At 56.8% G+C, this 23,661-nt stretch carries 23 protein-coding genes and 1 pseudogene; 8 read left to right on the top strand and 16 right to left on the bottom strand.

What is annotated here, in order from left to right; genetic code table 11:
- Nucleotides 1–12 precede the first annotated feature (12 nt).
- The 3 genes and pseudogenes from CAter10_RS10225 to CAter10_RS10215 all read right to left on the bottom strand — a co-directional run bounded on the left by CAter10_RS10225 (nucleotide 13) and on the right by CAter10_RS10215 (nucleotide 2,779).
- Nucleotides 13–1,350, bottom strand: coding sequence for an amidase (locus tag CAter10_RS10225; protein ID WP_061533324.1), 1,338 nt, complete (start codon nucleotides 1,348–1,350; stop codon nucleotides 13–15).
- Nucleotides 1,351–1,354: 4 nt separating this feature from the next.
- Nucleotides 1,355–2,032: a DUF2848 domain-containing protein gene (locus tag CAter10_RS10220; RefSeq protein WP_061533323.1), complete on the bottom strand. Its 678-nt coding sequence runs from the start codon at nucleotides 2,030–2,032 to the stop codon at nucleotides 1,355–1,357.
- 37 nt (nucleotides 2,033–2,069) lie between these two features.
- Nucleotides 2,070–2,779 (bottom strand): annotated as a pseudogene (locus CAter10_RS10215) (GntR family transcriptional regulator).
- A 229-nt stretch (nucleotides 2,780–3,008) separates the two neighbouring features.
- Between CAter10_RS10215 and CAter10_RS10210 the strand changes: the two are divergent.
- The 4 genes from CAter10_RS10210 (at nucleotide 3,009) to CAter10_RS10195 (ending at nucleotide 6,270) form a co-directional block, all read left to right on the top strand.
- A complete protein-coding gene (locus tag CAter10_RS10210; protein ID WP_061533322.1) occupies nucleotides 3,009–3,461 on the top strand; it encodes an acetyltransferase in 453 nt (150 codons plus the stop codon).
- A gap of 112 nt (nucleotides 3,462–3,573) precedes the next feature.
- Nucleotides 3,574–4,008, top strand: coding sequence for an SgcJ/EcaC family oxidoreductase (locus CAter10_RS10205; RefSeq protein ID WP_082797858.1), 435 nt, complete (start codon nucleotides 3,574–3,576; stop codon nucleotides 4,006–4,008).
- A gap of 211 nt (nucleotides 4,009–4,219) precedes the next feature.
- Nucleotides 4,220–4,711 carry a hypothetical protein gene (locus tag CAter10_RS10200; protein ID WP_061533320.1) on the top strand — a complete coding sequence of 164 codons (492 nt, stop codon included), beginning with the start codon at nucleotides 4,220–4,222 and terminating at the stop codon, nucleotides 4,709–4,711.
- 128 nt (nucleotides 4,712–4,839) lie between these two features.
- Nucleotides 4,840–6,270, top strand: a complete 1,431-nt coding sequence (locus tag CAter10_RS10195; protein ID WP_061533319.1) for an IS1182 family transposase — start codon at nucleotides 4,840–4,842, stop codon at nucleotides 6,268–6,270.
- Nucleotides 6,271–6,549: 279 nt separating this feature from the next.
- Here the strand turns inward: CAter10_RS10195 and CAter10_RS10190 are convergent, their stop codons facing one another.
- Entirely contained in the window at nucleotides 6,550–7,266 is a 717-nt protein-coding gene (locus CAter10_RS10190; protein ID WP_128083019.1) for a hypothetical protein, read from the bottom strand.
- Nucleotides 7,267–7,557: 291 nt separating this feature from the next.
- A complete protein-coding gene (locus CAter10_RS10185; protein WP_061533317.1) occupies nucleotides 7,558–7,797 on the bottom strand; it encodes a hypothetical protein in 240 nt (79 codons plus the stop codon).
- Nucleotides 7,798–8,076: 279 nt separating this feature from the next.
- On the opposite strand from CAter10_RS10185, the gene CAter10_RS10180 reads away from it, so the two are divergent.
- Nucleotides 8,077–9,477, top strand: a complete 1,401-nt coding sequence (locus CAter10_RS10180; RefSeq protein WP_197467215.1) for an aminotransferase-like domain-containing protein — start codon at nucleotides 8,077–8,079, stop codon at nucleotides 9,475–9,477.
- Here the strand turns inward: CAter10_RS10180 and CAter10_RS10175 are convergent.
- The 6 genes from CAter10_RS10175 to CAter10_RS10150 all read right to left on the bottom strand — a co-directional run bounded on the left by CAter10_RS10175 (nucleotide 9,474) and on the right by CAter10_RS10150 (nucleotide 16,001).
- Entirely contained in the window at nucleotides 9,474–11,123 is a 1,650-nt protein-coding gene (locus CAter10_RS10175; RefSeq protein WP_335340214.1) for an efflux transporter outer membrane subunit, read from the bottom strand. The genes CAter10_RS10180 and CAter10_RS10175 overlap by 4 nt on opposite strands.
- 10 nt (nucleotides 11,124–11,133) lie before the next feature.
- A complete protein-coding gene (locus tag CAter10_RS10170) occupies nucleotides 11,134–12,276 on the bottom strand; it encodes an ABC transporter permease (protein ID WP_061533316.1) in 1,143 nt (380 codons plus the stop codon).
- Nucleotides 12,273–13,256 carry an ABC transporter ATP-binding protein gene (locus CAter10_RS10165; RefSeq protein WP_061533315.1) on the bottom strand — a complete coding sequence of 328 codons (984 nt, stop codon included), beginning with the start codon at nucleotides 13,254–13,256 and terminating at the stop codon, nucleotides 12,273–12,275. The genes CAter10_RS10170 and CAter10_RS10165 overlap by 4 nt, the downstream gene beginning before the upstream one ends.
- Nucleotides 13,253–14,233 carry an HlyD family secretion protein gene (locus CAter10_RS10160; protein ID WP_061533314.1) on the bottom strand — a complete coding sequence of 327 codons (981 nt, stop codon included), beginning with the start codon at nucleotides 14,231–14,233 and terminating at the stop codon, nucleotides 13,253–13,255. Before CAter10_RS10160 ends, CAter10_RS10165 begins: the two co-directional genes overlap by 4 nt.
- A gap of 14 nt (nucleotides 14,234–14,247) precedes the next feature.
- The gene (locus tag CAter10_RS10155) at nucleotides 14,248–14,934 is read right to left on the bottom strand and encodes a TetR/AcrR family transcriptional regulator (RefSeq protein WP_061535275.1); all 687 of its coding nucleotides are present in this window, start codon (nucleotides 14,932–14,934) and stop codon (nucleotides 14,248–14,250) included.
- Between the two features lie 86 nt (nucleotides 14,935–15,020).
- Nucleotides 15,021–16,001: a GlxA family transcriptional regulator gene (locus CAter10_RS10150; protein ID WP_061533313.1), complete on the bottom strand. Its 981-nt coding sequence runs from the start codon at nucleotides 15,999–16,001 to the stop codon at nucleotides 15,021–15,023.
- A 154-nt stretch (nucleotides 16,002–16,155) separates the two neighbouring features.
- On the opposite strand from CAter10_RS10150, the gene CAter10_RS10145 reads away from it, so the two are divergent.
- Both CAter10_RS10145 and CAter10_RS10140 read left to right on the top strand, forming a co-directional pair.
- Nucleotides 16,156–16,767, top strand: coding sequence for a cysteine hydrolase family protein (locus CAter10_RS10145; RefSeq protein WP_061533312.1), 612 nt, complete (start codon nucleotides 16,156–16,158; stop codon nucleotides 16,765–16,767).
- A gap of 47 nt (nucleotides 16,768–16,814) precedes the next feature.
- Nucleotides 16,815–17,285 (top strand): cupin domain-containing protein, encoded by a 471-nt coding sequence (locus CAter10_RS10140; protein ID WP_061533311.1) that lies wholly within the window; start codon nucleotides 16,815–16,817, stop codon nucleotides 17,283–17,285.
- Nucleotides 17,286–17,369: 84 nt separating this feature from the next.
- Here the strand turns inward: CAter10_RS10140 and CAter10_RS10135 are convergent, their stop codons facing one another.
- From CAter10_RS10135 to CAter10_RS22360, 4 genes are all read right to left on the bottom strand, one after another.
- On the bottom strand, nucleotides 17,370–19,169 hold the full coding sequence (locus CAter10_RS10135; RefSeq protein WP_236905525.1) for an SPFH domain-containing protein: 1,800 nt from the start codon (nucleotides 19,167–19,169) through the stop codon (nucleotides 17,370–17,372).
- Nucleotides 19,166–19,453, bottom strand: a complete 288-nt coding sequence (locus tag CAter10_RS23510; RefSeq protein ID WP_236905524.1) for a hypothetical protein — start codon at nucleotides 19,451–19,453, stop codon at nucleotides 19,166–19,168. Before CAter10_RS23510 ends, CAter10_RS10135 begins: the two co-directional genes overlap by 4 nt.
- Nucleotides 19,454–19,538: 85 nt before the next feature.
- Nucleotides 19,539–20,663 carry a heavy metal-binding domain-containing protein gene (locus tag CAter10_RS10130; RefSeq protein ID WP_061535274.1) on the bottom strand — a complete coding sequence of 375 codons (1,125 nt, stop codon included), beginning with the start codon at nucleotides 20,661–20,663 and terminating at the stop codon, nucleotides 19,539–19,541.
- A 90-nt stretch (nucleotides 20,664–20,753) separates the two neighbouring features.
- Nucleotides 20,754–21,059: a hypothetical protein gene (locus tag CAter10_RS22360; RefSeq protein WP_128083028.1), complete on the bottom strand. Its 306-nt coding sequence runs from the start codon at nucleotides 21,057–21,059 to the stop codon at nucleotides 20,754–20,756.
- A 109-nt stretch (nucleotides 21,060–21,168) separates the two neighbouring features.
- On the opposite strand from CAter10_RS22360, the gene CAter10_RS10125 reads away from it, so the two are divergent.
- Nucleotides 21,169–22,458 carry a TCR/Tet family MFS transporter gene (locus tag CAter10_RS10125; RefSeq protein WP_231879261.1) on the top strand — a complete coding sequence of 430 codons (1,290 nt, stop codon included), beginning with the start codon at nucleotides 21,169–21,171 and terminating at the stop codon, nucleotides 22,456–22,458.
- Nucleotides 22,459–22,471: 13 nt separating this feature from the next.
- Here CAter10_RS10125 and CAter10_RS10120 read toward each other — a convergent pair whose 3' ends face one another.
- Nucleotides 22,472–23,614 carry an acyltransferase family protein gene (locus CAter10_RS10120; protein ID WP_061535273.1) on the bottom strand — a complete coding sequence of 381 codons (1,143 nt, stop codon included), beginning with the start codon at nucleotides 23,612–23,614 and terminating at the stop codon, nucleotides 22,472–22,474.
- Nucleotides 23,615–23,661 lie beyond the last annotated feature (47 nt).

The raw sequence follows: 23,661 nt of genomic DNA, 5'->3' as shown, positions 1-23,661 counted from the left end.
CGCAGCGTAAGATCAAGCGTCCTGCAATGCCGCTTCGACCGCGCGGCCGATTTGCAGCACCCGCGCATCCTGCCCGGCCAAGCCGCAAATACTGAAGCCCACCGGCAAACCGCTACCGACAGGACATGGCAGGTTGAGCGCACAGCCGTCGAGGAAATTGATCGCCGCAGGATTGCGCAACACCAGTCCATTGGTGGCAAAGAAGGTGTCGTCGCTTTGCTGCAATGACTGCAATAACGGCGGCAACGTGGCGACCGTTGGCATCAACCAGGCGTCAAATGGACGCAAGCGCTGTTGCGCGGCGGCGATCAGGTTGCGGCGCGCGGCCAGCAGGTCAATATAGTCGGCGGCGCTTTGCTGGCCGCCGCGCCGGATGCGTGCCGCCACCCGTTGATCATAGCGCTCGGCCGAGCTTTCCAGCAACGCGCGATGCCAGGCCCACGCCTCAGCCGCAGTGAAGCCGCCGCCGGCATTGATCGTGGGCAGCGTTTTCAGTTCGGGGAAGGTAAAACGTTCGATATGCGCGCCGGCACGCTCCAGCAAATTCAGTACATTTTCGAAGGCATCGCGCACTTCGGGGGCGATGCCTTCGCCGACAAAATCCTCCGTCACGCCGAAACGCAATCCCTGCAAAGGTACCGCGGCACTATCCAGCAACTCGCCAGACAAGATGGCATCAACAATCGCGCAGCAATCGACGCTATGCGTCAACGGTCCGGCGGAATCGAGTGTGGTTGATAGCGGCACGGCGCCGCTCAAATCGACCCGGCGCGCGGTCGGCTTAAAGCCGGTCAGCCCGCAGAACGCCGACGGAATACGGATCGAACCGCCGGTATCGGTGCCAAGTGCCGCCACCGCCATACCGCCGGCAACCGACACCGCGCCGCCGGACGTAGAGCCCCCCGCCACGCGGGCGCTGTCAAACGGATTGGTCGGCGTGCCGTAATGCGGATTCAAACCCAGACCGGAAAATGCGAATTCGCTCATGTTGGTGCGACCGAGCAAAATCGCACCGGCATTGCGCAGGCGCGCCACGGCAGCAGCATCGGCGGTAGCCGGTTTTGCATCGGCCAGCACGGTTGAACCGGCAGCAGTTACCTGCCCTTTGACATCGAACAAATCCTTGATCGATACCGGCAAACCAGCCAGCAGCGACGGTGCATAACCGGCCGCACGAGCAGCATCGCTGGCGCGCGCCGCAGCCAGCGCCTGAGCGGCGTCGACATGGATATATGCTGCGCCGCCGGCGGCGCGGTGGGCCTCGATCTGGGCCAGCGCCTGCTCCACCAGTTTGACGCTGCTGTTTGTTCCGGCCTGCAATTCTGCGGCCAAGGTACGGATAGTTTTCATCGATTCATCCTTCGATAGGTAAGGAGACAACGTTATAGCGATGCGTCAGGCTGCGTTGCAGGCGCGGATCAGAGAGTTCCATTTCGAAGCACTCGCCGAAGCCCATCTCGCCGATAATCGGCTGGGTTCCGCAAAACATGACCGTGCCGACCGGCAGTTCCTTGCCTCCGGTATAGCGGCCGATCAAGTCCTGTGGCGCCAGCATTTTCGTGACAGCGCCCTCTTGGTACAAACGATGCTCGGCACCGCGTCGACGCCAGGTGCGCATCTGCAATTCGTCCCAGTGTTCAGCGAGTTCACTCATGCGCCACAAATCCGCACCGACCGGTTTCGCGCACATCTGCTTGGAAACCGTGACGCCATAGCTTTCCACCTTGCGGTCGGTATGATCCGAACCAATCCCGACCAGCAGCCCCTCGGTCGTCGAAAACAACACAAATTCGGCCTCACCGGACGACTCATCGCCCGCTACCTGCAACGACGGCGAGATGGTCAGCAGATCTGCCGACACACGATAGAAACTCGGGATGCTGGCTGGCCGCTTGACGCCGATTGCCTCCAGCTCCTGAATATGATGCTCGACGCTTGCATGGTCGCGGCCGGTCCAGCCGGCGATCACCAGTTGCTGCACATCGATCGAAATCGGCCCGTGGCCGACCAGGTTGAATTGCAAATTCGCCATGAGACTACTCGCTTGGTTGTTGGGTTGATTAGGCTGATTAAATGGAGCGGACAATATTGCTGCGGAATTCGTCGACGTGTTGCCGTATTGCCTCGCGCGCAGCGTCGGCATCGCGCCGTTCAAGCGCGTCGACGATCTGCAGGTGCTCTTCATAGACATGTTGCAGATGCTGCGGATCGGAAAGTGACAGGAACCAGAAACGCGCCTGTTTTTCATGCAGGTTGCGCAACAGATCACCCAGCACCTTATTGCGCGAAGCCGCAGAAATCGCGATATGGAACTGCATGTCCAATCCCATCAGGGCCGGCACATCACGCCGTGCAATCAGCGTCGGTGAGCGGTCGACAATATCGCGCATGCTCTTCAAGTCGGCCTCATCGGCACGCTCCGCCGCCAGCCCGACACAAAGGATTTCATTGGCCATGCGCACCTCGATCATGTCCAGCACATCGTTGAGCGACAACGGCGTCACCATCACCCCTTGCGCGGCATGATCGACACCAGCCCTTCCACCTCCAGCCGATGCAAAGCCTGATGCACAGGAGTGCGACCAATGCCCAGCAAGGTTTGCAGGTGTGCTTCGTTGATCGGTTCGCCCGGACGAAATTCCAGCGTCATGATGCGGCGCTTGATCTCTGCGTAAGCGAATTCGCGCAGCGCAGCCCCGGCTGGAATATTGGTCGGCTGAACCTGGCTTGCCTGCGCCGCCTTGGAAGGCGATGTTGCTCGCTGCGGGGTATTGGACATTGGGTTGTTGAAACGCGTGAGCGCTTAATATCGAGTATCAATTGACACTGATATTAATGTGATATATCACTGAGGTCAACGATTGACATGAAATTTCACGGCGAGATGCATTTTTGCTAATTTAGTGTTCCGTACAATTAAAGTCGAAAGCAAACGAACGGCCAGAAACGTACGTTCTGCAGCCAGCTTACGTTTGCAAAGGATCTGAACTGTAAGTATTCTTTCCAGCATGATAAAAATTAGAAACTCACGCAGTACAGATGGTGAACGCGTGCTCGAGATTTGGCGTGATGCCGTGTTCACAACCCATGCATTCCTCAGCCACGAAGACCGCATTGCAATTGAAATGGAAGTACGCGATTTTCTTCCTGCTGCGCCATTGTGGTTGGCCGTGAATGAAGACGACCAGGCATTAGGGTTCATGTTATTGAGTGGCGCCCATATGGAAGCCTTATTTATTGATCCCGCTCACCATGGCAAAGGTATTGGACACGCGTTGGTGAATCACGCTTTGACCTTACACGAATGTTTGACAACGGACGTCAATGAACAGAACGCTCAGGCCGCAGCTTTCTATTTCCGCATAGGCTTTAAGGCGACAGGTCGTTCGGAATGCGACAGCCAAGGACGCGCTTATCCGTTGATACATTTGAAGTTCCAACCGCAAAGCAAGAAAGACTGATTGCGGCCACGGGCGGGCATTCCGTGATTGAGCAGGATTTGCCTTAACCGCCCGACCGTAAGCCCCAAAACAGACGTTGGGTACTTTCATATAGACGCTTATGAGGATCCACATGATTCAAATGAAACAACCCGAAGACGCACCTCACGCGTTTCAAACCGCCTGGAACAATCACGACATGCAATCCTTCGGAGCATTGTTCCATGAGGATGCGACGTTCGTGAATCGGTTCGGACACTATGTGCGCGGTGTCGGTGAGATCGTCAAGCTACATGCGCCCATCCACGCAACCATCTACAGCGATTCCATCCTTGAGAACGAGCTAATCGATGTAGTTGCGATCAGCGACGACGCGGCAGTCATGCACTTCTGGAGCCGCCTCGCGGTCGGAGAGGCTCATCCGGCGGGGCCGCACGCTGTCGACACGGTGATCCTTGCCGTGCTGACGCGACAGGCAACCGAGTGGCGAATCAAGGCGCTCGAGAACGTAACTCTGACGAATCCACGCACGGGAGAAGCCGTGTTGAGAGCCGGACGGGATTCATGAACGAGCGGAAAAAATTCTTCCACACCGCACAGAGTGATAGCGGATGCCCGCTTCGAATTGGAAGTAGTCGTCATCTATCGGCCAACACCGGTCCGTCGCCCCCGTCTCCAATTTAATATTGTTTTGCCAATCATTTCGTGGCACGATAGTGGAATATTGCTGGGGAGAAACTACCCTGGCTGCTCGATGAACTTAACGAGGCACCTGCGGCATGAACATCCTGAAAAAACTCTTCGATGGTAACAAGGTCCCAAAGTCAATATACGACTCTATTCTTTGGCTAGTATCGGAAAAAACAGGCAAGAGTTTTCCAATCGTCCAGTTCTCGGGCGACACGGACATGGTGACTATGGGCTGGGTATCGCTGACTAGTGTTATGAATCACGAGATAGTGGTTACGATGATGACAGGCGACGAACTCAAAAATACATCAAAAGACTCCAGCGGTTATACACAACTTGAGTCACGCGTTAACAATGTCTTGAACAGAACGGACTTGGTGTGCTCGTGGATAGTCGCGGTTGTAGAGCTAACTTATGACGTCGACATCACGACGCTGTCATTTCAAGAATTCCGCAAAGTGTATAAAAAACCTCAGCTGTTCTATCGAGATATTTATAGTCCTGATACATTCGCGACGATAGAAACAGAGACCTCCCGTCAAGATTTTGAGCGCCAGGGTGGAAAATTTCTAGTTTTATAGCTTCTAGTAAGTGGCCGCAATCGGCCGAGGCTGTGTAAAAACGCTGTCGAGCGCTAATTCTAATCGGAAGTAAACGATTTGCGGCGATCCATGTCACACGGACAGATGACTCTGTTCGAGGTACACCTATGAAACGCTTCATTGAAGGGCGGGATCGCAGTCAACGCATTTTGCTTCCCGAGCAACTGGACGACTACGTTGCCGATAGCAACCCAGTGCGGGTAGTCGATGTTTTCGTCGATGAACTGGACCTGGTGCAAATGGGTTTCGAAGGAACAATGCCTGCACAAACAGGACGTCCGGCCTATCACCCATCGGTTCTTCTCAAGATTTACATCTACGGCTATCTCAATCGGCTCCAATCAAGCCGTCGCCTGGAACGAGAGGCGCAGCGTAACGTTGAACTGATGTGGCTGACAGGGCATTTGACGCCGGACTTCAAGACTATCGCCAACTTCCGCAAAGACAATGGCCGTGCCATCTCCAATGTATGCAAGCAGTTCGTCGTGCTGTGTCAGCGACTTGGCCTGTTCTCTGAAGCGCTGGTCGCTATTGACGGCAGCAAATTCAAAGCCGTCAACAACCGCGACCGCAACTTCACCAGCGCCAAGCTGCAACGGCGCATGGAAGAGATCGCAGCGAGCATTGATCGCTATCTGACAGCCCTCGACACGGCGGATCGCCAAGAGCCGGACCGCAAGCAACTCACGACAACTCGACTGCATGAGAATATCGCAGCGCTCAAGGCGCAGATGCGAGAGCTTGAAGACATCCAATTAAAACTCCAGAAGACGCCGGATCAACAAGTCTCCCAAACCGATCCTGATGCACGGTCGATGAAGACGCGTGGTACAGGCGTCGTTGGCTACAACGTACAAACGGTGGTCGACGCAAAGCATCATCTGATTGTGGCGCACGAGGTGACCAACATCGGGAGCGACCGGGATCAACTGCACTCGATGAGCCGGCAAGCGCAAGAAGCGATTGGCACCGCATCGCTGACCGTAGTTGCTGATCGTGGTTACTTCAAAGGAGAAGAGATCCTGGCGTGCACACAAGCCGGCATCAACGTGATCGTCCCGAAGAACCTGACCTCCAATGCCTCTGCTGAAGGTCGGTTTGGCAAAGCGGATTTCATTTACGACGCACGCGCCAATGAATATCAGTGTCCCGCCGGAGAGCGATTGATCTGGCGTTTCACGAGCAAAGAGAAAGGCTTGAATTTGCACCGCTATTGGAGCTCGAATTGCCAGCAGTGCTCACTCAAATCCGCATGCACGCCAAGTCCTCAACGGCGCGTGACACGATGGGAGCATGAGTCTGTACTGGAGGCCATGCAGGAGCGGTTGGAACGAACGCCGAAGGCGATGCGAATACGCCGGCAAACGGTTGAGCATCCATTCGGCACCATCAAGGCATGGATGGGTGCTACGCACTTCCTCACCAAAACCAAGGCCCGAGTGAGCACCGAGATGAGCTTGCATGTCCTGGCTTACAACATGAAGCGGATGATCAACGTGCTGGGCGTGGGAACCTTGATGAAGGTGATGAGCGCATAGGCGCTTTTAGCGTCAGGAGATATGTTTGGAGACGGCTATTTACTCGGCCAAGGGAAATAGCCGCCGCGTTTGCAGGGCTCTCTATTATCAACAATGTCGCGTTAAAATGACGTGGATCTCGGCTCCCTTGATGGATTCAGCGTTTTTACACGGCCTCGGCCAGAAGCCGACAGTCGACGGACCTACATAGATCGCAAACAATCGCCGCTGGTTCGACGCCTAAAAGTGCTCAACGGTACCAATATGCCCCAGGCATTGCTACCCAGGCCCCAAGCGGGCCTACGTTGATTCGATACTCGATTGGTCAAGTTTGCTGCAATAAATTGCGGACTCCATAAGCAACGTCAGAGCGACATCAGGGGCCAACACTTGTTTCACATCTTGGATAGGGCGATTCGAGGCTTGTGCTGTGATGGCCGACCACCATGCGATAGGTGCGGCTCCAAATTCGCGCTTGGCACCAGGAATTTTTCCTGAAAGACAGGTGAGCGCTAAAGGCCACACTAGTTTCAGCAGATCTCGTGCCGCAAAGTGAGCTTGATGCTGAGCAGGAACTGAAGATCGCCCTTCATTTGCTCCGCCAATCGTCGACACGACATGTTTAAACATCGCGTCGAGATTGGGTATTTGCTGAGGTTGCAGGCCAGCACCTAGTGCACCGCCGGCCGCCAAGGACCATAGGCAGCGACTCCCATCGGCTTCCGTTTTTGGCATGAGCATATTGTTCAGTGCATCGCCAAACCAGTACTGTTCGCCAGACTTCGTGCCCACGCGATGAATGTTGTGCCCGACAACCGGCGGCGTTTCGGCGAACAACGTGCGCTGCGCAGCGTAGCCCGCAATTGCACCGACTGCCGCAATATAGGTTTCAGCATGGACACGGCCATTGACCTGCAATCGCGGCTGGAGGTTCATAAGAAGATGACCCATCGCAAGATTGCACTCCATCTCACACGAGGTATTTTTCCAGGGAAGTACGTTCGGCGTGGATTTCATTTGGTCTTTCTCGATATTGGCTGGATATGATTTCTTAGCGACCCACAGTTCGAGAAATTCTATCGCATCCACAAGATTGTCGGATAACTGGTCGCGTCGAGCGTCCGATGTGGAGAAAACGGACGGACCGCTTTGGGTCGAATTGCGTCTATCACGCCCCGCTCAAAACAGCCTGTGGCGGTCATCTAAATTTGACGGCATTTCACTCTGACCAGCCTGCCAACGCTGCCTAATAGCCGCATCGGGGAATTGCTGCAGCATCACTAGATATCGGCCGATTATTCTTTGCTATCATGGGAAGGTCAAGTCCAAACCGAGCATCCTGGCAAGGACGAAGGTGACGAGCACCAGGCCCAAGAGCGATAGCACGAAGACTGCGGCCACCTTGCCGCCCGCGCGTAGCACCGCGCGCTTCTCCCTCCCCTTCCCCTTCTTCCCTTGATCGTAATGCCACTTGATGGCGAAGAACATGCCCGTGCCGAGCACGAGAACCTTGAATGCAACTAAGACTATAGGGATCCATTCCATCATTTTGCGTATTTCCAGCCTGTTACTTGACACTACCTATCGTGAGGAGCACTACCTTAAAACGTAGCTTCAGCAGCTTCATTTTTTGTTCAAACCATCCCTCGGGCATCCTGCTTGAATCTTTCATTACATCCACCTATGAAATAAGAATGGCGTCCAGCGAAGTGATTTGCCAAATGCAGATGAGAGAGGAGAAAACGTCAACGACTGCCATGCGAGGATGGTGTTGCTGCACATCCTGAGCCATACTACTTAAAAACAATTTCCATACATTGAGACAAAATGTCCCAGTTCAAAAACATACAAGATGAAAATTTGCCAATCTGGTTGCCGCGATTGGTCGGGAATAAAGGACCACGTTTTTTGCAGATTGCGGATGCGTTGCAGGCGGCGATGGTGGACGGATCGCTGAAACCGGGTGACCGTCTACCGCCGCAGCGCCAGTTGGCAGCACAACTGGACGTTGACCTGACGACAATCACGCGCGCATACGACGAAGCCAGACGCCGCAACTTGTTGGAGGGCCGTGGTGCACGAGGCACTTATGTCGCGGCACCGAAAGTCGAATTGAACGCTATCCTCGACCTGAGCATGAATACCCCACCACCACCGGATGGCGTGGACTTCGACGACATGTTGAAACAAGGTTTGTCTCAAGTCTTGATGCGGGCAGATAATGAATTGCTGATGACTTACCACTTGGCCGGGGGAGGCGACGCCGACCGTAAGGCTGGAGCCAAATGGCTGGCTCCGATGTTCGGACATCTGGATTTTCGGCAGGTTGTTGTCTGTCCGGGTGCGCAAGCGGCGATTGCCGCATTGATCCTTGCGCTGACGGAGCCTGGCGATGTCATCCTGGCAGAACCAATGAGTTATCCCGGATTGCGTGCCGCAGCGACCCAATTCGGCCGGCACATCATTGCGGTGGAAGCGGACAAGTACGGGATGGTGCCAGAGATGCTTGAGGAAGCGTGCCGCCAGCACAAGCCTGGGCTGGTCTACCTCAATCCGACATTACAGAACCCGACCGCCATCACCATTCCGGAACACCGGCGCAAGGACCTCGCCAGCATCGCGAAGCGCTGCAATGTACGCATCGTCGAAGACGATCCCTACTGGTTCCTTGCCGATGCCCCGCCGCCACCTATTGCCACGTTTGCCCCGCAACAGGTGGTCTACATCTCAACCCTGTCGAAATGCCTGACGCCCGGCTTGCGTGTCGCCTTCGTGCTCATACGCGCCCAGCACGAACGCGAACGTTTCCTGGCCGCGCTAAGATCATTTGCGCTGATGGTCGCTCCTTTGACGGCGGCACTAGCCACTCAGTGGATCCTCGACGGTTCGGCTGACGGATTGATGGAAGGCGTACGCAATGAGGCGCGCCTGCGCCACTGGATGGTTCGGGACATTCTGGCGGGGCGATACAGCGGCTTTGGTGACGGCCTGCATGTATGGCTCGAGTTGCCGGGGTATTGGAATCCCGCACAGTTTGCGCGTGCAGCTGACAGAGAGGGCATCGCAGTCACGCCGGCGGAGGCATTCGCAACTGGCAGCGCATCAGCGAATGCAATTCGGATCTCTTTGGGGTGCATCAGGGACCGCGGACGCTTGCAGGCGGGTCTTCAACGGCTGTCTCATCTGCTTACGCAGCGGCCCGAGTCGTTCAGCGCTGCTGTGGTCTAACTGTCCAGTAAACACTGTTTTTGCATAAATCTGATTACCGTTTCTTCAAAGTGCAGCGTCCATAACCAGTCTAGAAATAGTAGGCGCGTCAAGGCACTAAATATCTGGGCGACTGCTCGTCGACATAACGTATCAATCCTACGGCGCCGCACCAGTATCTGGAGACGCGTTCCACCACCCACCTCCCAATGCCTGTAACAGCGCCGCCGTATCGGCAAAGCGCGCCGACTGTGCGACGGTCCGCTCCAACCCGGACTGCAAGCTCTGCCGCTGCGCGTCCAGCAAAGCCAAGTGACTGACGCCCCCGCCTGATACTGTTGTCGCGTAATCGACAGACTCCCCTCTGCATTTTCCGCCGCCTGCGTGCGCGCCTGCAAAGCCTGCGCGTCGTTCTCCAGCGCGCGCAAACCATCAGCCACCTGTTGTAGCGCCTGCAGCACAGTCTGCTGATACGCTGCCGCGGCCGCATCATAGGCGGCAACTGCGGAACGCTTTTTCGCCCGCAATTCGCCGCCATGGAATAAGGGCTGCATCAAATTTAACCCAATACTCCAGACATTGAGGCTGTTGGCGATATCCGAGATATGCGTTTGCTCAGCCCCTGCGCTACCTGATAAGGTCAGTTGCGGATAGAGGCCGGCTGTTGCTACGTCAACCTGGGCGCTGGCCTGGTGCAAGGTCGCTTCGGCGGCGCGGATGTCCGGACGTTGACGTGCCAGCGCCGATGGCAGGCTCAGCGGCAAGGTTTCCGGCAGTGTCAACTTGTCGAGGTCCAGCGGCTGGGAGTCAAGCTGTGCCGGAGCCTTACCTAGATACACCGCCAACTGATGGCCCACCTGCTGCAATTGCTGTTGCAGCGATGGCAACGATGCCGCTGATTGCGCCACCAATGTGCGCTGGTTCTTGACATCACGCTCGGCGATGCCACCTGCGGCCAGACGCTGTTCCATGATTGTCAGTTGCTGATGTTGCAGATCGAGCATTTGTGTCGTCTGGGTGATTTGTGCCTGCAACGTCGCCTGCCGGATCGCCGCGGTGACGACATTAGCGGCCAGCGTCAGCTGCGCCGCACGCAATTCCTCGGCCTGCATATCCACTTGCGCCTGCAAACCTTCCAGCATGCGGCTGTTGGCGCCAAAGGCATCGACGGTGTAAGACACGTTCAGCGAAGCGTTAAAGAGTGAAAACGGCCCGACCTGCGGTACATTCGGGATGCCGATTGCGGCAGTGTCGATCTGCTGACGAACTGCGCCCAGCCGCAGGTCGATCTTTGGATAGCGGGTTGCACCGGTCTGGCTAGTCAAGGTTTCGCTGGCTTGCCGTAATGTCGCTTTTGCCTGGGCGATCAAGGGGCTGTTAGCCAGCGCCTGACGCACCGCCGCGTCCAGTTGCGGCGAATGAAACAAGGTCCACCATTGCCCTGGAATATCCATTCCAGTATCGAAACGCTGAGCTGCGCCGGCTGTGCCGCTGCTCGACACGGTGGCCAGCGGCTGCATGCTGGCTGTGTATTGCGCGACGGTGGGCGCCGCCGGTGCATGAAAATCCGGTCCGACGGCGCAAGCGCTCAGCAATCCGCCGACACCAAACCATAGCAGCGGCCGGGTCGCTCTTTTCAAGCTTAGGTAGATCCATATCAAATTCATCGCCACTCCCTCAATCTAGCGTGCGGCGATAGAACCGCACCGCAATGCCCATGACGACGAGCGTAAACACCATCAGCGGCCAAACGCTGGGCCACAGGTCCACCCAGCCGTTGCCCTTGAGCAGGATGCCGCGAATCAGCCGGTTGAAGTAGGTCAGCGGCAGCAGGTTGCCGATGAACTGTGCCCAGCGCGGCATGCCCTGGAACGGGAACATGAAGCCCGACAGTAGGATGTTCGGCAGGAAGTAAAACATCGTCAGTTGCATCGCCTGCAACTGGTTTTGTGCAATCGACGACAAGGTAATGCCGACCGTCAGACTGGCGGCGATGAACAACAGCGCTGCCAGATAAATAGCGATCACGCTGCCGGCAAACGGCACATGGAACATGAAGCGCGCGCCAAGCAGGATGATGCTGGCCTGGATCAGGCCGATGGCGATGTAAGGCATGATCTTGCCGGTCATGACTTCGATTGGCGACACCGGCGTCGCCAGCAGGTTTTCCATGGTGCCGCGCTCGCGTTCGCGGGTCATCGACAGGCCGGTCATCATCACCATCGTCATCGACAGGATCACGCCCATCAATCCGGGTACGACGTTGTACTGGGTCACGCCTTCCGGGTTGTACAGGCGCTGCACCTGGACATCGAAGGCTGGCGTGCCGCCGCTGAACTTCGCCAGTGCGCCTTTCAAATCCTTGTTGACTACCGATTGCACCAACTGCGGCAACGCCGCCAAAGCCATGCCGGTGGCGGTCGGATCGGTGGCGTCAGCCTCCACCAGCAGCGCCGGACGTTCGCCGCGAAGCAGGTTGCGGGTGAAATCCGCCGGAATATTCAATACGAACAGGACTTTACCTTGCGCCAGTGCTGTGCGCGCCGCCGCCTCGTTGGGCAGCTCGGCGACGATATCGAAATAGTCGGAAGCTTTCATCGCGGCGATGAAGGTACGTGTGAATTCGCTGTGATCGGCAGCGATGACGGCAGTCGGCATGTGCTTGGGATCGCTGTTGATGGCAAAGCCGAACAGCACCATCTGCATCACCGGAATCACGGTGATCATGCGCACCGTGACGCGGTCGCGCATCAGTTGCAGAAACTCTTTGAGCACGATGCTCCACCAGCGCTGGAAAGAAAATCCGCTGAGATATTTCATGCCTGGTCCTCGAAATTATCCGCCGAGCGGTTCATCATGTAGATGAACACGTCTTCCAGGCTGGTGTCGATCGGCTCCATGCGCAGATTTTTCCCTTGCGTCATCTGGCGCAGCGTCTGTTCCAGCAGCGCGGCATCCTTGCCGCATACGTGTAATGAGGTGCCGAATACCACCAGTTGATCAACGCCAGGCTGCCCGTGCAATTGCTGCGACAGACCGACCAGCTGGTTGTCGTGGATATCGCTGTCGCGGCTGTTATAGATGGCCCAGGTCGTGAGGCCCTGCCCCGCTACCACCTCCGCCGCCGTGCCCTGCACCAGCAATTTCCCATAGGCCAGGTAAGCCAGCTTGTGGCAGCGTTCCGCTTCGTCCATGTAATGGGTGCTGACCAGCACGCTGATGCCGTCGGCAGCCAGTCGGTGCAGCTCTTCCCAAAAATCGCGGCGCGCAGCTGGATCGACGCCGGCGGTCGGTTCATCCAGCAGCAATAGTTCGGGGTTGTGCAACATGCTGGCAGCCAGTGCCAGCCGCTGTTTCCAGCCGCCCGACAGCGATCCAGCCAATTGCTTCGCACGGGTTGCCAAGCCGAGTTTTTCCAGACTCTGGTCGACCGCTTCTTTGCGATTCTTCATGCCATAGATGCGGGCGACGAAATCCAGGTTCTCGCGGATGCTGAGGTCATCCCAGTAGGAAAATTTCTGCGTCATGTAACCGACCCGACGCTTGATCTCTGCGCTTTGCTTGATGATGTCGAACCCCATGCAGGTGCCATGCCCGGAGTCTGGCGTTAGCAGGCCGCATATCATGCGGATCGACGTGGTCTTGCCGCTGCCGTTCGGCCCCAGGAAGCCGAAAATCTCGCCGCGCCGCACCTGCAGCGACAAATCCCTCACCACATGCTTGCTGCCAAAGTGCTTGTTAATGCCGTCAACATCCACTACCAGTTCGCCATTGCGGACATCTTCCTTGACCGCGCTCATGGCAGCTTCACTTCCACCGGTTGGCCGGGATGCAGCTTGAGTGCATCCGCCGCGGCCGGCCGCGCTTCGATCATGTAGACCAGCTTGGAGCGCGATTGATTACTGTAGATGATCGGCGGGTTATATTCGGATTCGGTTGAGATGTAGGAAATGTGTGCCGCCACATTGGCCTGGCAGCCATCGCAACTGAGTGTCACGGCCTGGTTGACCTTGAGCCGACCCAGCACGGTTTCCGGCACGAAGAAACGTACTTTGACGTTCTCGGGCGGCAGCATGCGCAGCACCGGATTGCCGGCCGCGACCCATTCGCCTTCACGATACATGGTATCGAACACCAGCCCGGCACGGGTAGCAATGATGGCTTTTTGCCCAAGCTTCCAATCCGCCTGGTCCAGCACCGCCTGGGCTGCGGCAACCTGCGCCTGTTGCGCTCGCACCTGGGCCGTGCGGTTAGGCAAACGGTCAACCGTCAACTGGCTTTGCCATTGCCGGACCTGGGCCGCGGCTGCCTCGGCGGCAGCGCGCGAATCGTCGAGTTGTTGTTTGGCGATGCCGCCGGCCTGGAACTGGATCTCATCGCGATGGAGCTGCACCGCGGTCTTGGAAGCGTTGGCTTGCGCCTGGACCAGTTGGGCGCGCGTCACATCCTGCTCTTGGGGGCGCTTGCCGCTCTGGATATCGGCCAGTTGTGCCTCGGCGGCGTTCAGTTGGCGCAAAGCCTGACGTCGGGCGGCGATTTCGTCACCCGCTTCCAGCATGAACAAGGGTGCGCCCAATGCTACCTGCTTGCCGCGCTCAACCGACAGCTTGTCCAGGCGCCCAGGCTGGGACGACGCCACATACACATACTCGCCTTCAACATAACCTTGCCAGTCGTTGTCGCTGGCCGGTGAACACGCAGCCAGCCACAAGGAAGCCGTCACCGCCACGACAATTGCGGCTGATTGCCGGGAGCTGGTCGAAAGACGATATGGCATGGAAAATCCCTCGGTTATTCGTCGAAATGCGCGTCGGATAGCGCTGTCGCTGGCAACGCCAGACCGGACAGCAACAGTGCCTTGATATGGCGGGTCAGGACCGTTTTGTCCAGCAGCGCCGCCTTGTTCACCACAGGCAGCAAAGGCCGATTCTTCAGGGTGCGTGCCATCGCCAGCGGCAGCATGGTCAGACCCAGCACCGAGATGAAAATCAAGGTCGGTTCCAGCCCCGGGTTGATCGCGCCGGCTTGCTGGCTGCGCGCGACGTTTTCGGAAAACAGGGCAATCTTGGCCAATGGCACCCGCTGCACCATGCGTTCGCGCAGCTGGCCGCCATCGCTCAGCACTTCGCGGACCCACAAGGCCGGCATCCAGGGCATCTTTTCGGTGGTGGCGATCATGCGCTCGACGATGTCGAGAATCATGTCCTCAGGCGGTTCGTCGCCACGAATCGGGTCCCAGATGCTGTTAACAAACAGGCATACCCGCTCGTCGACCACCGCCTCAATCAACTGATCGCGCGTCTTGAAGTAGTAATGCACCATCGCCGGCGTGACGCCAGCTCCACGTGCGACCGCCGCCACTGTAGTTGCAGCAATACCCTGCGAAGAAAACAGCAGAGTGGCGGTATCGAGGAGTTTCTCACGCGAATCCTGGTCCGATGCCAAAGGACGTCCGCGCACCGGCGTAGGTCTGGTCATGCCTTTGATATTAATCAACGCATTAATTAATTACAAGACTGGATATGTAACTCAGGCTGACATGTCGCACCATACGTCGGCCACGCTCATTGGCGTCGATACTGGCGACGGTAGGCGGCGGGGGAAATAGAAAAGGCTGTGGCAAAATGTTGGCGGAGTGACACTGTCGAGCCGAACCCCGCCGCTTCGGCAATCCGGTCGATGGGCTTATCCGTGGTTTCCAGCAGGCGCTGTGCAGACGCCAATCGATGATTCAGCAGCCATTCCGATACCGTCGCGCCGGTTTTCAGCTTGAAGCGGCGCGTGAAGGTGCGCCGTCCCATCGCTGCCTTGTTCGCCAGGATATCCAGCGACAAAGGTTGATTCAGGTTTTCCATGGCCCAGTCGAGAGTGGCCGTGAGGTGATCGCTGCCGTTATCCTTGGGCATTACCTGTTCGATATATTGTGCCTGGCCGCCAGCCCGATGCGGCGCCACCACCATGCGCCGGGCAATCTTGTTCGCGATGTCAGCGCCATGATCGCAACGCAGGAGATGCAGGCAACAATCGATTGCCGCTGCGGTCCCAGCGGAGGTGAGGATGTCGCCATCGTCGACATAAAGGGACTTCTTATCCAGCTTTACGTGCGGATACTTTCTGCTGAAATCATCGCCCCACACCCAATGCGTGGATGCCACACGGCCATCCAGCAATCCCGCCTCGGCCAGTACAAAAGCACCCAGGCACAAGCCGACAATCCGCGAGCCGCGGGCATGCGCCATGCGCAAGGCGTCCAGCAATGCCTGCGGTGGTCGCTGATCAGGATCGTGCCAGGCCGGGACAATTACCGTATCGGCCTCTGCCAGCACCGACAGATCGTATGGCACATCGATGTTGAAGCCCGACATCGTTGGAATCAGGCCGGTATGCATCGCGCACACCAATAAGCGATAGCGCGGCACGCCCAGTCTGGCGAGATCGTCGCCAAACACCATGCAGGGCACGGACAAGTGGAACGGGCTGATGCCGTCAAAGACGACAACGGCGACCGTATGCGCTTTCTCGTAGGAAATGGGTGAAGTCGACATGGCCCGATTCTATCGCATATTGTCTTCCGGGACACTTTCGAGGCATTGCCACGAAACCTATACTTCACTCCGTTCCAACGTTAAAGCACTGCAAGCATCAGGAAAGCAGCGCCAACGCCCTTAACCGTGCTTCAATTTTAATCAGGAGTTTTACATGAGCCACCCAACAATTCGCACCATCGTCGGCGCAACCGCACCAAACAAAGTAGACGCCAAAAGCACCGCCTTGCTGGTGATCGATTTCCAGAATGAATACTTCAACGGCAAGATGCCGATCCCTGACGGTCTGAAGGCCCTGAACAACGCCAAGCGCCTGGTCGCATTTGCCGACAGGGCAAACATGCAGGTCATCCACGTCCAGCACGTAACGCCTGCCGGCGCGCCGATTTTTGCCGAAGACGGCGACACCGTCAAATTCCATAGCGACCTGCAACCGGCAGCCAACCATAAAGTGCAGCAAAAAGGCGACGTCAGCGTGTTCGTCAACACCGATATCGACGCCAAGCTGAAAGCCGACGGTATCACGACACTGATCATCTCCGGTCTGATGACACACGCTTGCGTAGCCGGTGCGGCACGCGATGGCGCAGCCAAAGGTTACGAGGTCATCGTCGTTGACGACGCTTGCGCTACCCGTGACCTGGATCTGGCCAGCGGCTGCGTAGTACCGCACGCAGCTCTGCACAGCGCCTCCCTGGCAAGCATCGCCGATACCTTTGGCGACATCATGAGCACTGAACAGGTTCTCAATTTGCAACTGGCCTGAGTCAAATTATTTTTTCTTTAGCTTTATCCCCAACTGAAAGGAATCGAATGAATATCAAATTCAAAGCCCTGTTATTGCTGTCGACCGCGATTTTTGCCGGCCATGCTATTGCCCATGATGTTGCCGAAGGCGGCGTGCAGGCGAAGCACATCAAAGAACTGATCTCGCTTCCTGCAGCGGACTTGAAATGGGAAACCCTGCCTAATTCCGGCGGCGTCAAATATGCTAACGTGCGCGGCAACCTGGCTGGCAAAGGCCCGTACGAAGCCTTCGTCATTTTCCCTGCTGGCAAAAACAATCCTTACCACTTGCATACGCAGAACCTGCCGACAGTGGTATTGAAAGGCACGTTCTACGCCATTATCGACGGCAAGCGCATTGAGTATCCGGCCGGTTCTTTCTACAACCTGCCGTCAAATATGCCTCACTTCAGCGGCTGCACGCCGGCAGAAGACTGCCTGTTGTTCCAATACCAGGCCAATCATTTCGACCTGGTGCCGGTAGCAGAAAAGAAGTAAATATAGAAAATACGTGTTGAGCTTTAATTAAAACGAGGCGGCCAATTTAGCCACCCCGTTTTTTTGAGTCACCACTTGGTATTGTTATGCGTGTGGCGCCTCATCCCGCTTCAGCGACTGCGCCAGTTCCCCCGCCTTCAGCGATCCCATCAGAGAGAGCAAGGTATTGAACGCATTGGTGTCACCGCCACCACCCATCTGGATCTGTGGCACCAGTGGTACCTTTGATGTTTCGAAAGCTTCGGCCAGTCGCAGCATCACGGTCTGCATCAGTTGCTTGTCAGCACCCTCACCTTGCAAGGCTTCCGATTTGGCCTTGATGGCGGCCGCTTCCGCCTCACCCACCGACTTGATCGCAGAAGCCCGACCGGAGCCTTCCAGCTCCTGCTTGAATTTCTCTGCGTGCGCCAGCGCCTCGATTTCCTGGCGTTTCTTTTCCGCCGCTTTCACATTGGCGGAACCCTGGTTTTCCTTGATCGAGATATCCACCAGCGAACCGGTCAGTTCCTTCTGCTTGGAAGCGCGTTGCTCCGCCTCATTCAGCTCGCGCTCTTTGTCAGCAGCAATCTGTTTCTGCGCAAAGGTCTCGACCTGCTCCCGCGCAATCTGGCGGTCACGCAACTGTGCCATGATATTTTCGATCTTTGTGTCGCCCGGCTGTGGCTTCGGCGTGCCGATCAGCACCTCCTGGAATTCCAGCGAATAAGCCTGGAAACGTTCCTTCATATCGGCAGACGCATTAGTCTGCAACTCGCTGCGCGACTGGATCAGCTCAATGAAAGTCTTGGTCTGCGAGACATTCTTGAAGTACGACGAGACCATCGGATCGAGTGTTTGCTCCACCAGCTGCGCGACGTTGCCGAAGCGCTGCACCACCATCGGCGCCTTCCTGTAATCGATATGCACCACCACCGACAACGGCAGTTGCGGCTCGAACGCATCCTTGGTGATCAGCGTGATTTCGCGCAGGTTGCTGTCGAAACTGGAGCCGCTCTCGCCGGATTGCCACATCAGCACGAAGTTGGTGGTCGGTACCAGTTCAATCTTGCCGGCATAGGTGTTGAATGCATATTTGCCAGGCATCAGCGGATCGCGCCAGACGCCACGGCAACCGCTTTCAACCAGTTCGCCATGGCTGTATTCCTTGCCCGACAAATCCGAACCCTTACGCCCGGTATAGGAAACCACCACGCCGACATAGCCGACCGGAATGATGGTCTTGCGGATCAGTTCGACTGTTGCAAACAGGCGGTTGATGTAATACGTACCCTCCACCAGCACACGCTCCTGCCGGCCACGCAAGCCGCCCGCCGCCAGGAATTTTTCCGGCTCCTGGAACGAGTTGTGGGTATCGCCGACGTCCGGCGCAAGCAATTCGTCCTTCGACAAGCCGGGACCATCCTGCACCGTGACAATGGCCAACTGGTCTGAATCGTGGGCGCCGGCCACTTCCTTGAGCACCACAGGCGTAAAGCCGCTGCGTTCGTCCAGCACACCGCGCATTTGCTCGTAGTACGCCTTCTCTTGCGCATCCAGCGACAGCGAATAGGTCGCTTCCTCCGTCATCACCACGAACAAGGCCGGGTTGATGATATGGGTGCCCTCACGCAGGATCTTGCGCTGCGGTCCTTTCTGGCCGCCGCCTTCTAGGAACGAGCGTACATCGCGGAAATCCTCGACCCTGGAATTGTCGGCCAGCGTTTGTCCGGCTGGCAGGTCGATGCCGTCGCGCGCAAAGACGTAGCCGATCCGCCCCTGAGTGACGGAGACCATCGGATGAATGTGTACCCGGAACTGGAATGGCGCAAAGAAATGGAAGCCGCCGCGCCGCAAATCAGGCTGCAACCCGGCCTCGCCATGCAAGGCCAGCAAACCGGCCTTCACCGAACCACTTGAACTCCATAATTTTTCAACGACACCGATGCGGTCGTTAGGAATGTAGCGGATGATCCCGAGAGCGAGAAAAACACCGCAAGCACAATGATGACTGCAACCAGAATGATGGTAACGGTTGGAAACCAACCCAAACTCGAAAATAGATTCAGCATATCTTTTCTTTCTTTTATTATGAAAGACAACTTTTCTTCCGAACGGATTTCTATAATTACGTTTGCTGCCGATGCCACACCAGAAAGCCGGATCGTCCCTTGATGATCCGTTTGATCCATTTTCTGCGAGCGGCATGAATGCATCCATCAGCGATGGATCGATATCTGCCCTGCCTTTCTTTGTTAGCGAATTGAATGGACCAGGTCAACCGTTCCCGTTGCGATCCAGGGAAAACCCGAAATCACCATCGATCCAGGTGTCCTTGTCGCGGATAATTGCCTGCGCCGGCAGAGTGGGCGTCTTGACCGCAAAGCCCGGCATTTTCGTGACTGCAGTTCCGATTGCCATGAACTCGACCAGCCCATTGCCGATCTCTGCGATATACGTCTTCACGCCGACCACCTCTTCCGCATTGAGCGCATCCGCCTCGCTTTTCAAACGCTCGATCGCGATCTCCCGCGCATCGTGGATGAGCGTGGTCAGGTCGCTGATTTCGCCTTTGGTAAACGATTTGAACGCCGCCATGAACCCGCCCACCACACCCAGCGAATAAATGGAAGTCGACATCAGCAGCTTGACCGGCGCATAACCCAGGCTGGTCATGGCCCACAATTCTTCACCGGTAAGATCGCTGGTGACGGGATTGCCGTCGGCGCCAGCTGGCAATGCAGCGTGCCGCGATGCGGTTCCCGTCATCAGCATTTCATGCGTGCCCATCCACGGCAAGATGGTGGTGCGAATTCCAACCACCGCATTCGCCTTGTCGGCCTTGGCCTGCGCCACCAGCCGGTCAAGCGCTTTGTGGCGGGTCGTATTGAATATATTGCTGTATTCAGGAATCTCGCCTCGGACCAGGGTCTTGAGCGAGCCAATCAGGCCGCCGCCGACGCCCATCGAATAGGCAATATTGCCGAAAGCGTGCTGGATCGGCTCATAGCCGGCATCCATGTGGCAATACAGTTCCTGTGCATCGCCCGCCGTCGTGAAGAATCGCCCCGACATATCGCGCGCATGGACGCAGGAACCGACGAACAGAAATTCGGTACTGCCACTGAACGAACGTAACTCGCTGGTCACACCCGCTACCCCCGAAGCGCCATGCTGCAAGGCTTCCTTGCTCATGCGCTCGAAGGCGTTGGCGCGCCCTTCGTGGATGGCGGCGGTGACCTGGGTTATTTCTCCGCCCAGCATGTTCTTCAAGCCGGCGCCTATGCCGCCGAGGAAACCCATGGAATTGACGCTATTGCCGACGACAATTTCGCCTGCCGAATAATTCTTTAGCGCCAAGCAGAAAATTTCATTTCCGGATAAACCCGTTACTTTTGCCATACGCTCTTCCTTTTTTTCGACGATAAATGTCCAGCGGACGATGCCGCCTACCACGCGACAAATTCGCCGAAGACAAGATTATTCTGAACCTTAATTTGATTGCGCGCCACTTATTTTGCAGCGCAACATGACGCCTGAAAATTGGAGAATGGCTTGCCAGCAGGCGCGGCGAGGATCGACTATGGCGACAGGTGAAAATAGAGCATTTCTTCCAAAGAAAAGCTGTGCGAGATGGCCTAAAAACACCGCCGAATCTCCTTTTCCATTTAATGCTGCGCGCCGCATCATCTCCGATCGGATATAGAATCCATCAATCCTCGAAATGGCGGGCCATGGCCTGGGATTGGAACTGAGAAAATAAGCAGATGCGCGGATCTCGTGCTTGATCTGCCGCAAGGCGCAATCCATACAAAACATATTTAGATATCATGGCGTTTGATGAACAGGCAACTTCCGACTTGCCGTTACCAACGGAAAATAACAATACCAACCGGAGCGATCTCGCGTGACGAACACCCCTTCTCCTGCGCAAACACAACCTCGGGCTGCCGCGATGCCCTTCATCATGCTGACCGTACTGATCGACATGATTTCGATCGGCCTGATTATTCCGGTACTGCCGGTGCTGGTCGGGAAATTCACCGGCTCGCAAGCCGATCAGGCTTTCTGGTATGGCGCCGTCGCCTTTGCCTTCGGCCTGGCCAATTTCTTTGGTTCGCCGATTCTTGGTGCGTTGTCCGACAAATACGGTCGCCGACCGGTCTTGTTGCTGGGATTTTGCGGGCTGGCGCTGAATTTCTTCGCGACCGCATTTTCAACTGCACTATGGATGCTGATCGTGGTGCGCCTGATCGGTGGAGCGATGCAGTCGAATGCGGCGGTATGCAATGCCTATGTCGCCGACATCACGGCGCCTGAGCAACGCGTCAAGCGTTTCGGTATGCTGGGCGCGATGTTCGGTGTCGGCTTTATCGTCGGGCCGGTGATGGGTGGCTTGCTAGGTGCCATCAACCTGCGCTTGCCATTCATTGTTGCCGGCAGTCTGGCGTTGATCAACCTGATGTACGGCTATTTTGTGCTGCCCGAATCGCTGCCGCTAGAACGACGCCGCGCTTTCAACTGGAAGACAGCCAATCCGCTGGCATCGCTACGCGCGTTGTCGCGTCTCAAATCAATCGGACCTTTGATCGCCGTGATTGGCTGCAGCGGCCTGGCGCAGTTCATGTTGTTCACCACCTGGGTGCTGTACACCACATTCAAGTTCGGCTGGGGTCCGCAACAGAACGGCCAATCTCTAGCGGCGGTCGGCATCATGTCGGTGCTGGTGCAAGGGGTATTGCTGGGACCGCTGTTGAAGCGCTTCAGCCCGCAACGGCTGGCCGTGATCGGCCTGGTTTCCTCGACGGCTGCATATCTTTTATGGGGAGTTGCCAGCCAGGGTTGGATGATGTACGCGATCATTTTCGCCAACATCTTCGGCTCGACAGTCAATGCGTCGATCCAGAGCATCATTTCCGGCGCAGTCGACTCGCACAACCAAGGTCAGGCGCTTGGTGCCGTCAGCTCGCTCAACAGCCTGATGGCGGTGATCGCTCCGATCATCGGCGCCCCGCTATTGGGCGTCGTATCGCATTTGCCAGCCGGCGACTGGCGTATCGGCGCACCGTTTTATTTTTGCGCATTGCTGCAGTTCGCTGCGCTGATCCTGGCCTTCCTGCATTTCCGGCGCCAGCGCCGGCAACGCGCAATGACAACACCGGCAACCAAGGCCCTGGAAACGGAAAACGTATCCTGACCGTTCGCCGCTATCACGCAGCAGCAGGGACTTGTAACGCCAGCCCCTGCGCTGAAGCGCGGGTCGAGAGGCGACTCAACGGTATCTCTACAAAACGATAGAAGATTGCCCCGGCGAGCAGACTGGCAGCCCAGGCCAACACCATGCCGCCGGCTTGCAACAGTGGGCGAGCCGGTACAAAGCGGACGAAAGCGGCATTGACCAACAGGCAAACCGGGAAATGCACCAGGAATATCGAGTATGAGATGCGTCCGAAACTGCGGATCCACGCAAAACGCTGGCGCGACAGCAGCATGCCGTGTCGGCTCACCAACACCAACGCGCAAGCGACAACCAGGGCAACGGCGATCCGACTACGAAAATCGATCGTCAACGCATACACGGTCGGCACCAGTAGCGCCGCGATCAGCAACGCTACCACGCCCGGTCGGCGACTCAAGTCGCGTGCCCACCAGGCGATCACGCCGAGGCCGTAACTGCCGAAGAAATATGGCGCCCAGGCATCCCAAGCGGCGTTGCGATTGAAATACAGCAGCGATGCGCTGATCCCGGCCACCACCAGCAACGGCGCCAGCCAAGGCATGGCGCCACGACGGGCGATACCACCGGTCAGCCACAGCAGCATGGTCAGCAATGCATATAACTGGAAATCGATGGCGACGTACCATGCGCCAGCCGAGATCGACTCATAACCCAGTATCGAATGCAGCAACAGCGCATGGGCAGCCAGTTGCAATGCAGTCGGCATTGCCGAAATCGAGTAATGCGTCATCCACAGGGAGGCCCAGGCTGAGGCACCGACTGCCAGCACGGTCGCCATCAGGAAAGGCGGCACCAGCTTCATGTAGCGCCGCCACATGACCCGCAACGGGTCGGCAACTGTTGATGTCCCCTGCGGCGACAACGACTTCGCGGCCAGGAAGCCGCCAATCACCAGGAACACCTGGACGGCAATGCGCGCATAGGAATCGAGCCAGTCGATCAGCGTCGGCGCGATCGGGCGCACGTGATCGGACATCGGCCCATAGAAAGCGAGATGATGCAGGACAATTAATTGCGCAGCGATCAGTTTGAGCAGATCGATAAAGCCAAATTGAAAATTGCGATGGTGATCCGGAGAATGAGATGAGCTATGCAGCGCTGATGAACCGCTCATTGTTGCATCCATATTTGAAAAAGATGCCAATGATAATGATTCAAACG

Origin of the sequence: Collimonas arenae (genome assembly GCF_001584165.1) — a bacterium.
Classification (GTDB): domain Bacteria; phylum Pseudomonadota; class Gammaproteobacteria; order Burkholderiales; family Burkholderiaceae_D; genus Collimonas; species Collimonas arenae.
The sequence above is the reverse complement of the archived record's forward strand: the minus strand, read 5'-3'. Positions and strand labels throughout refer to the sequence as shown.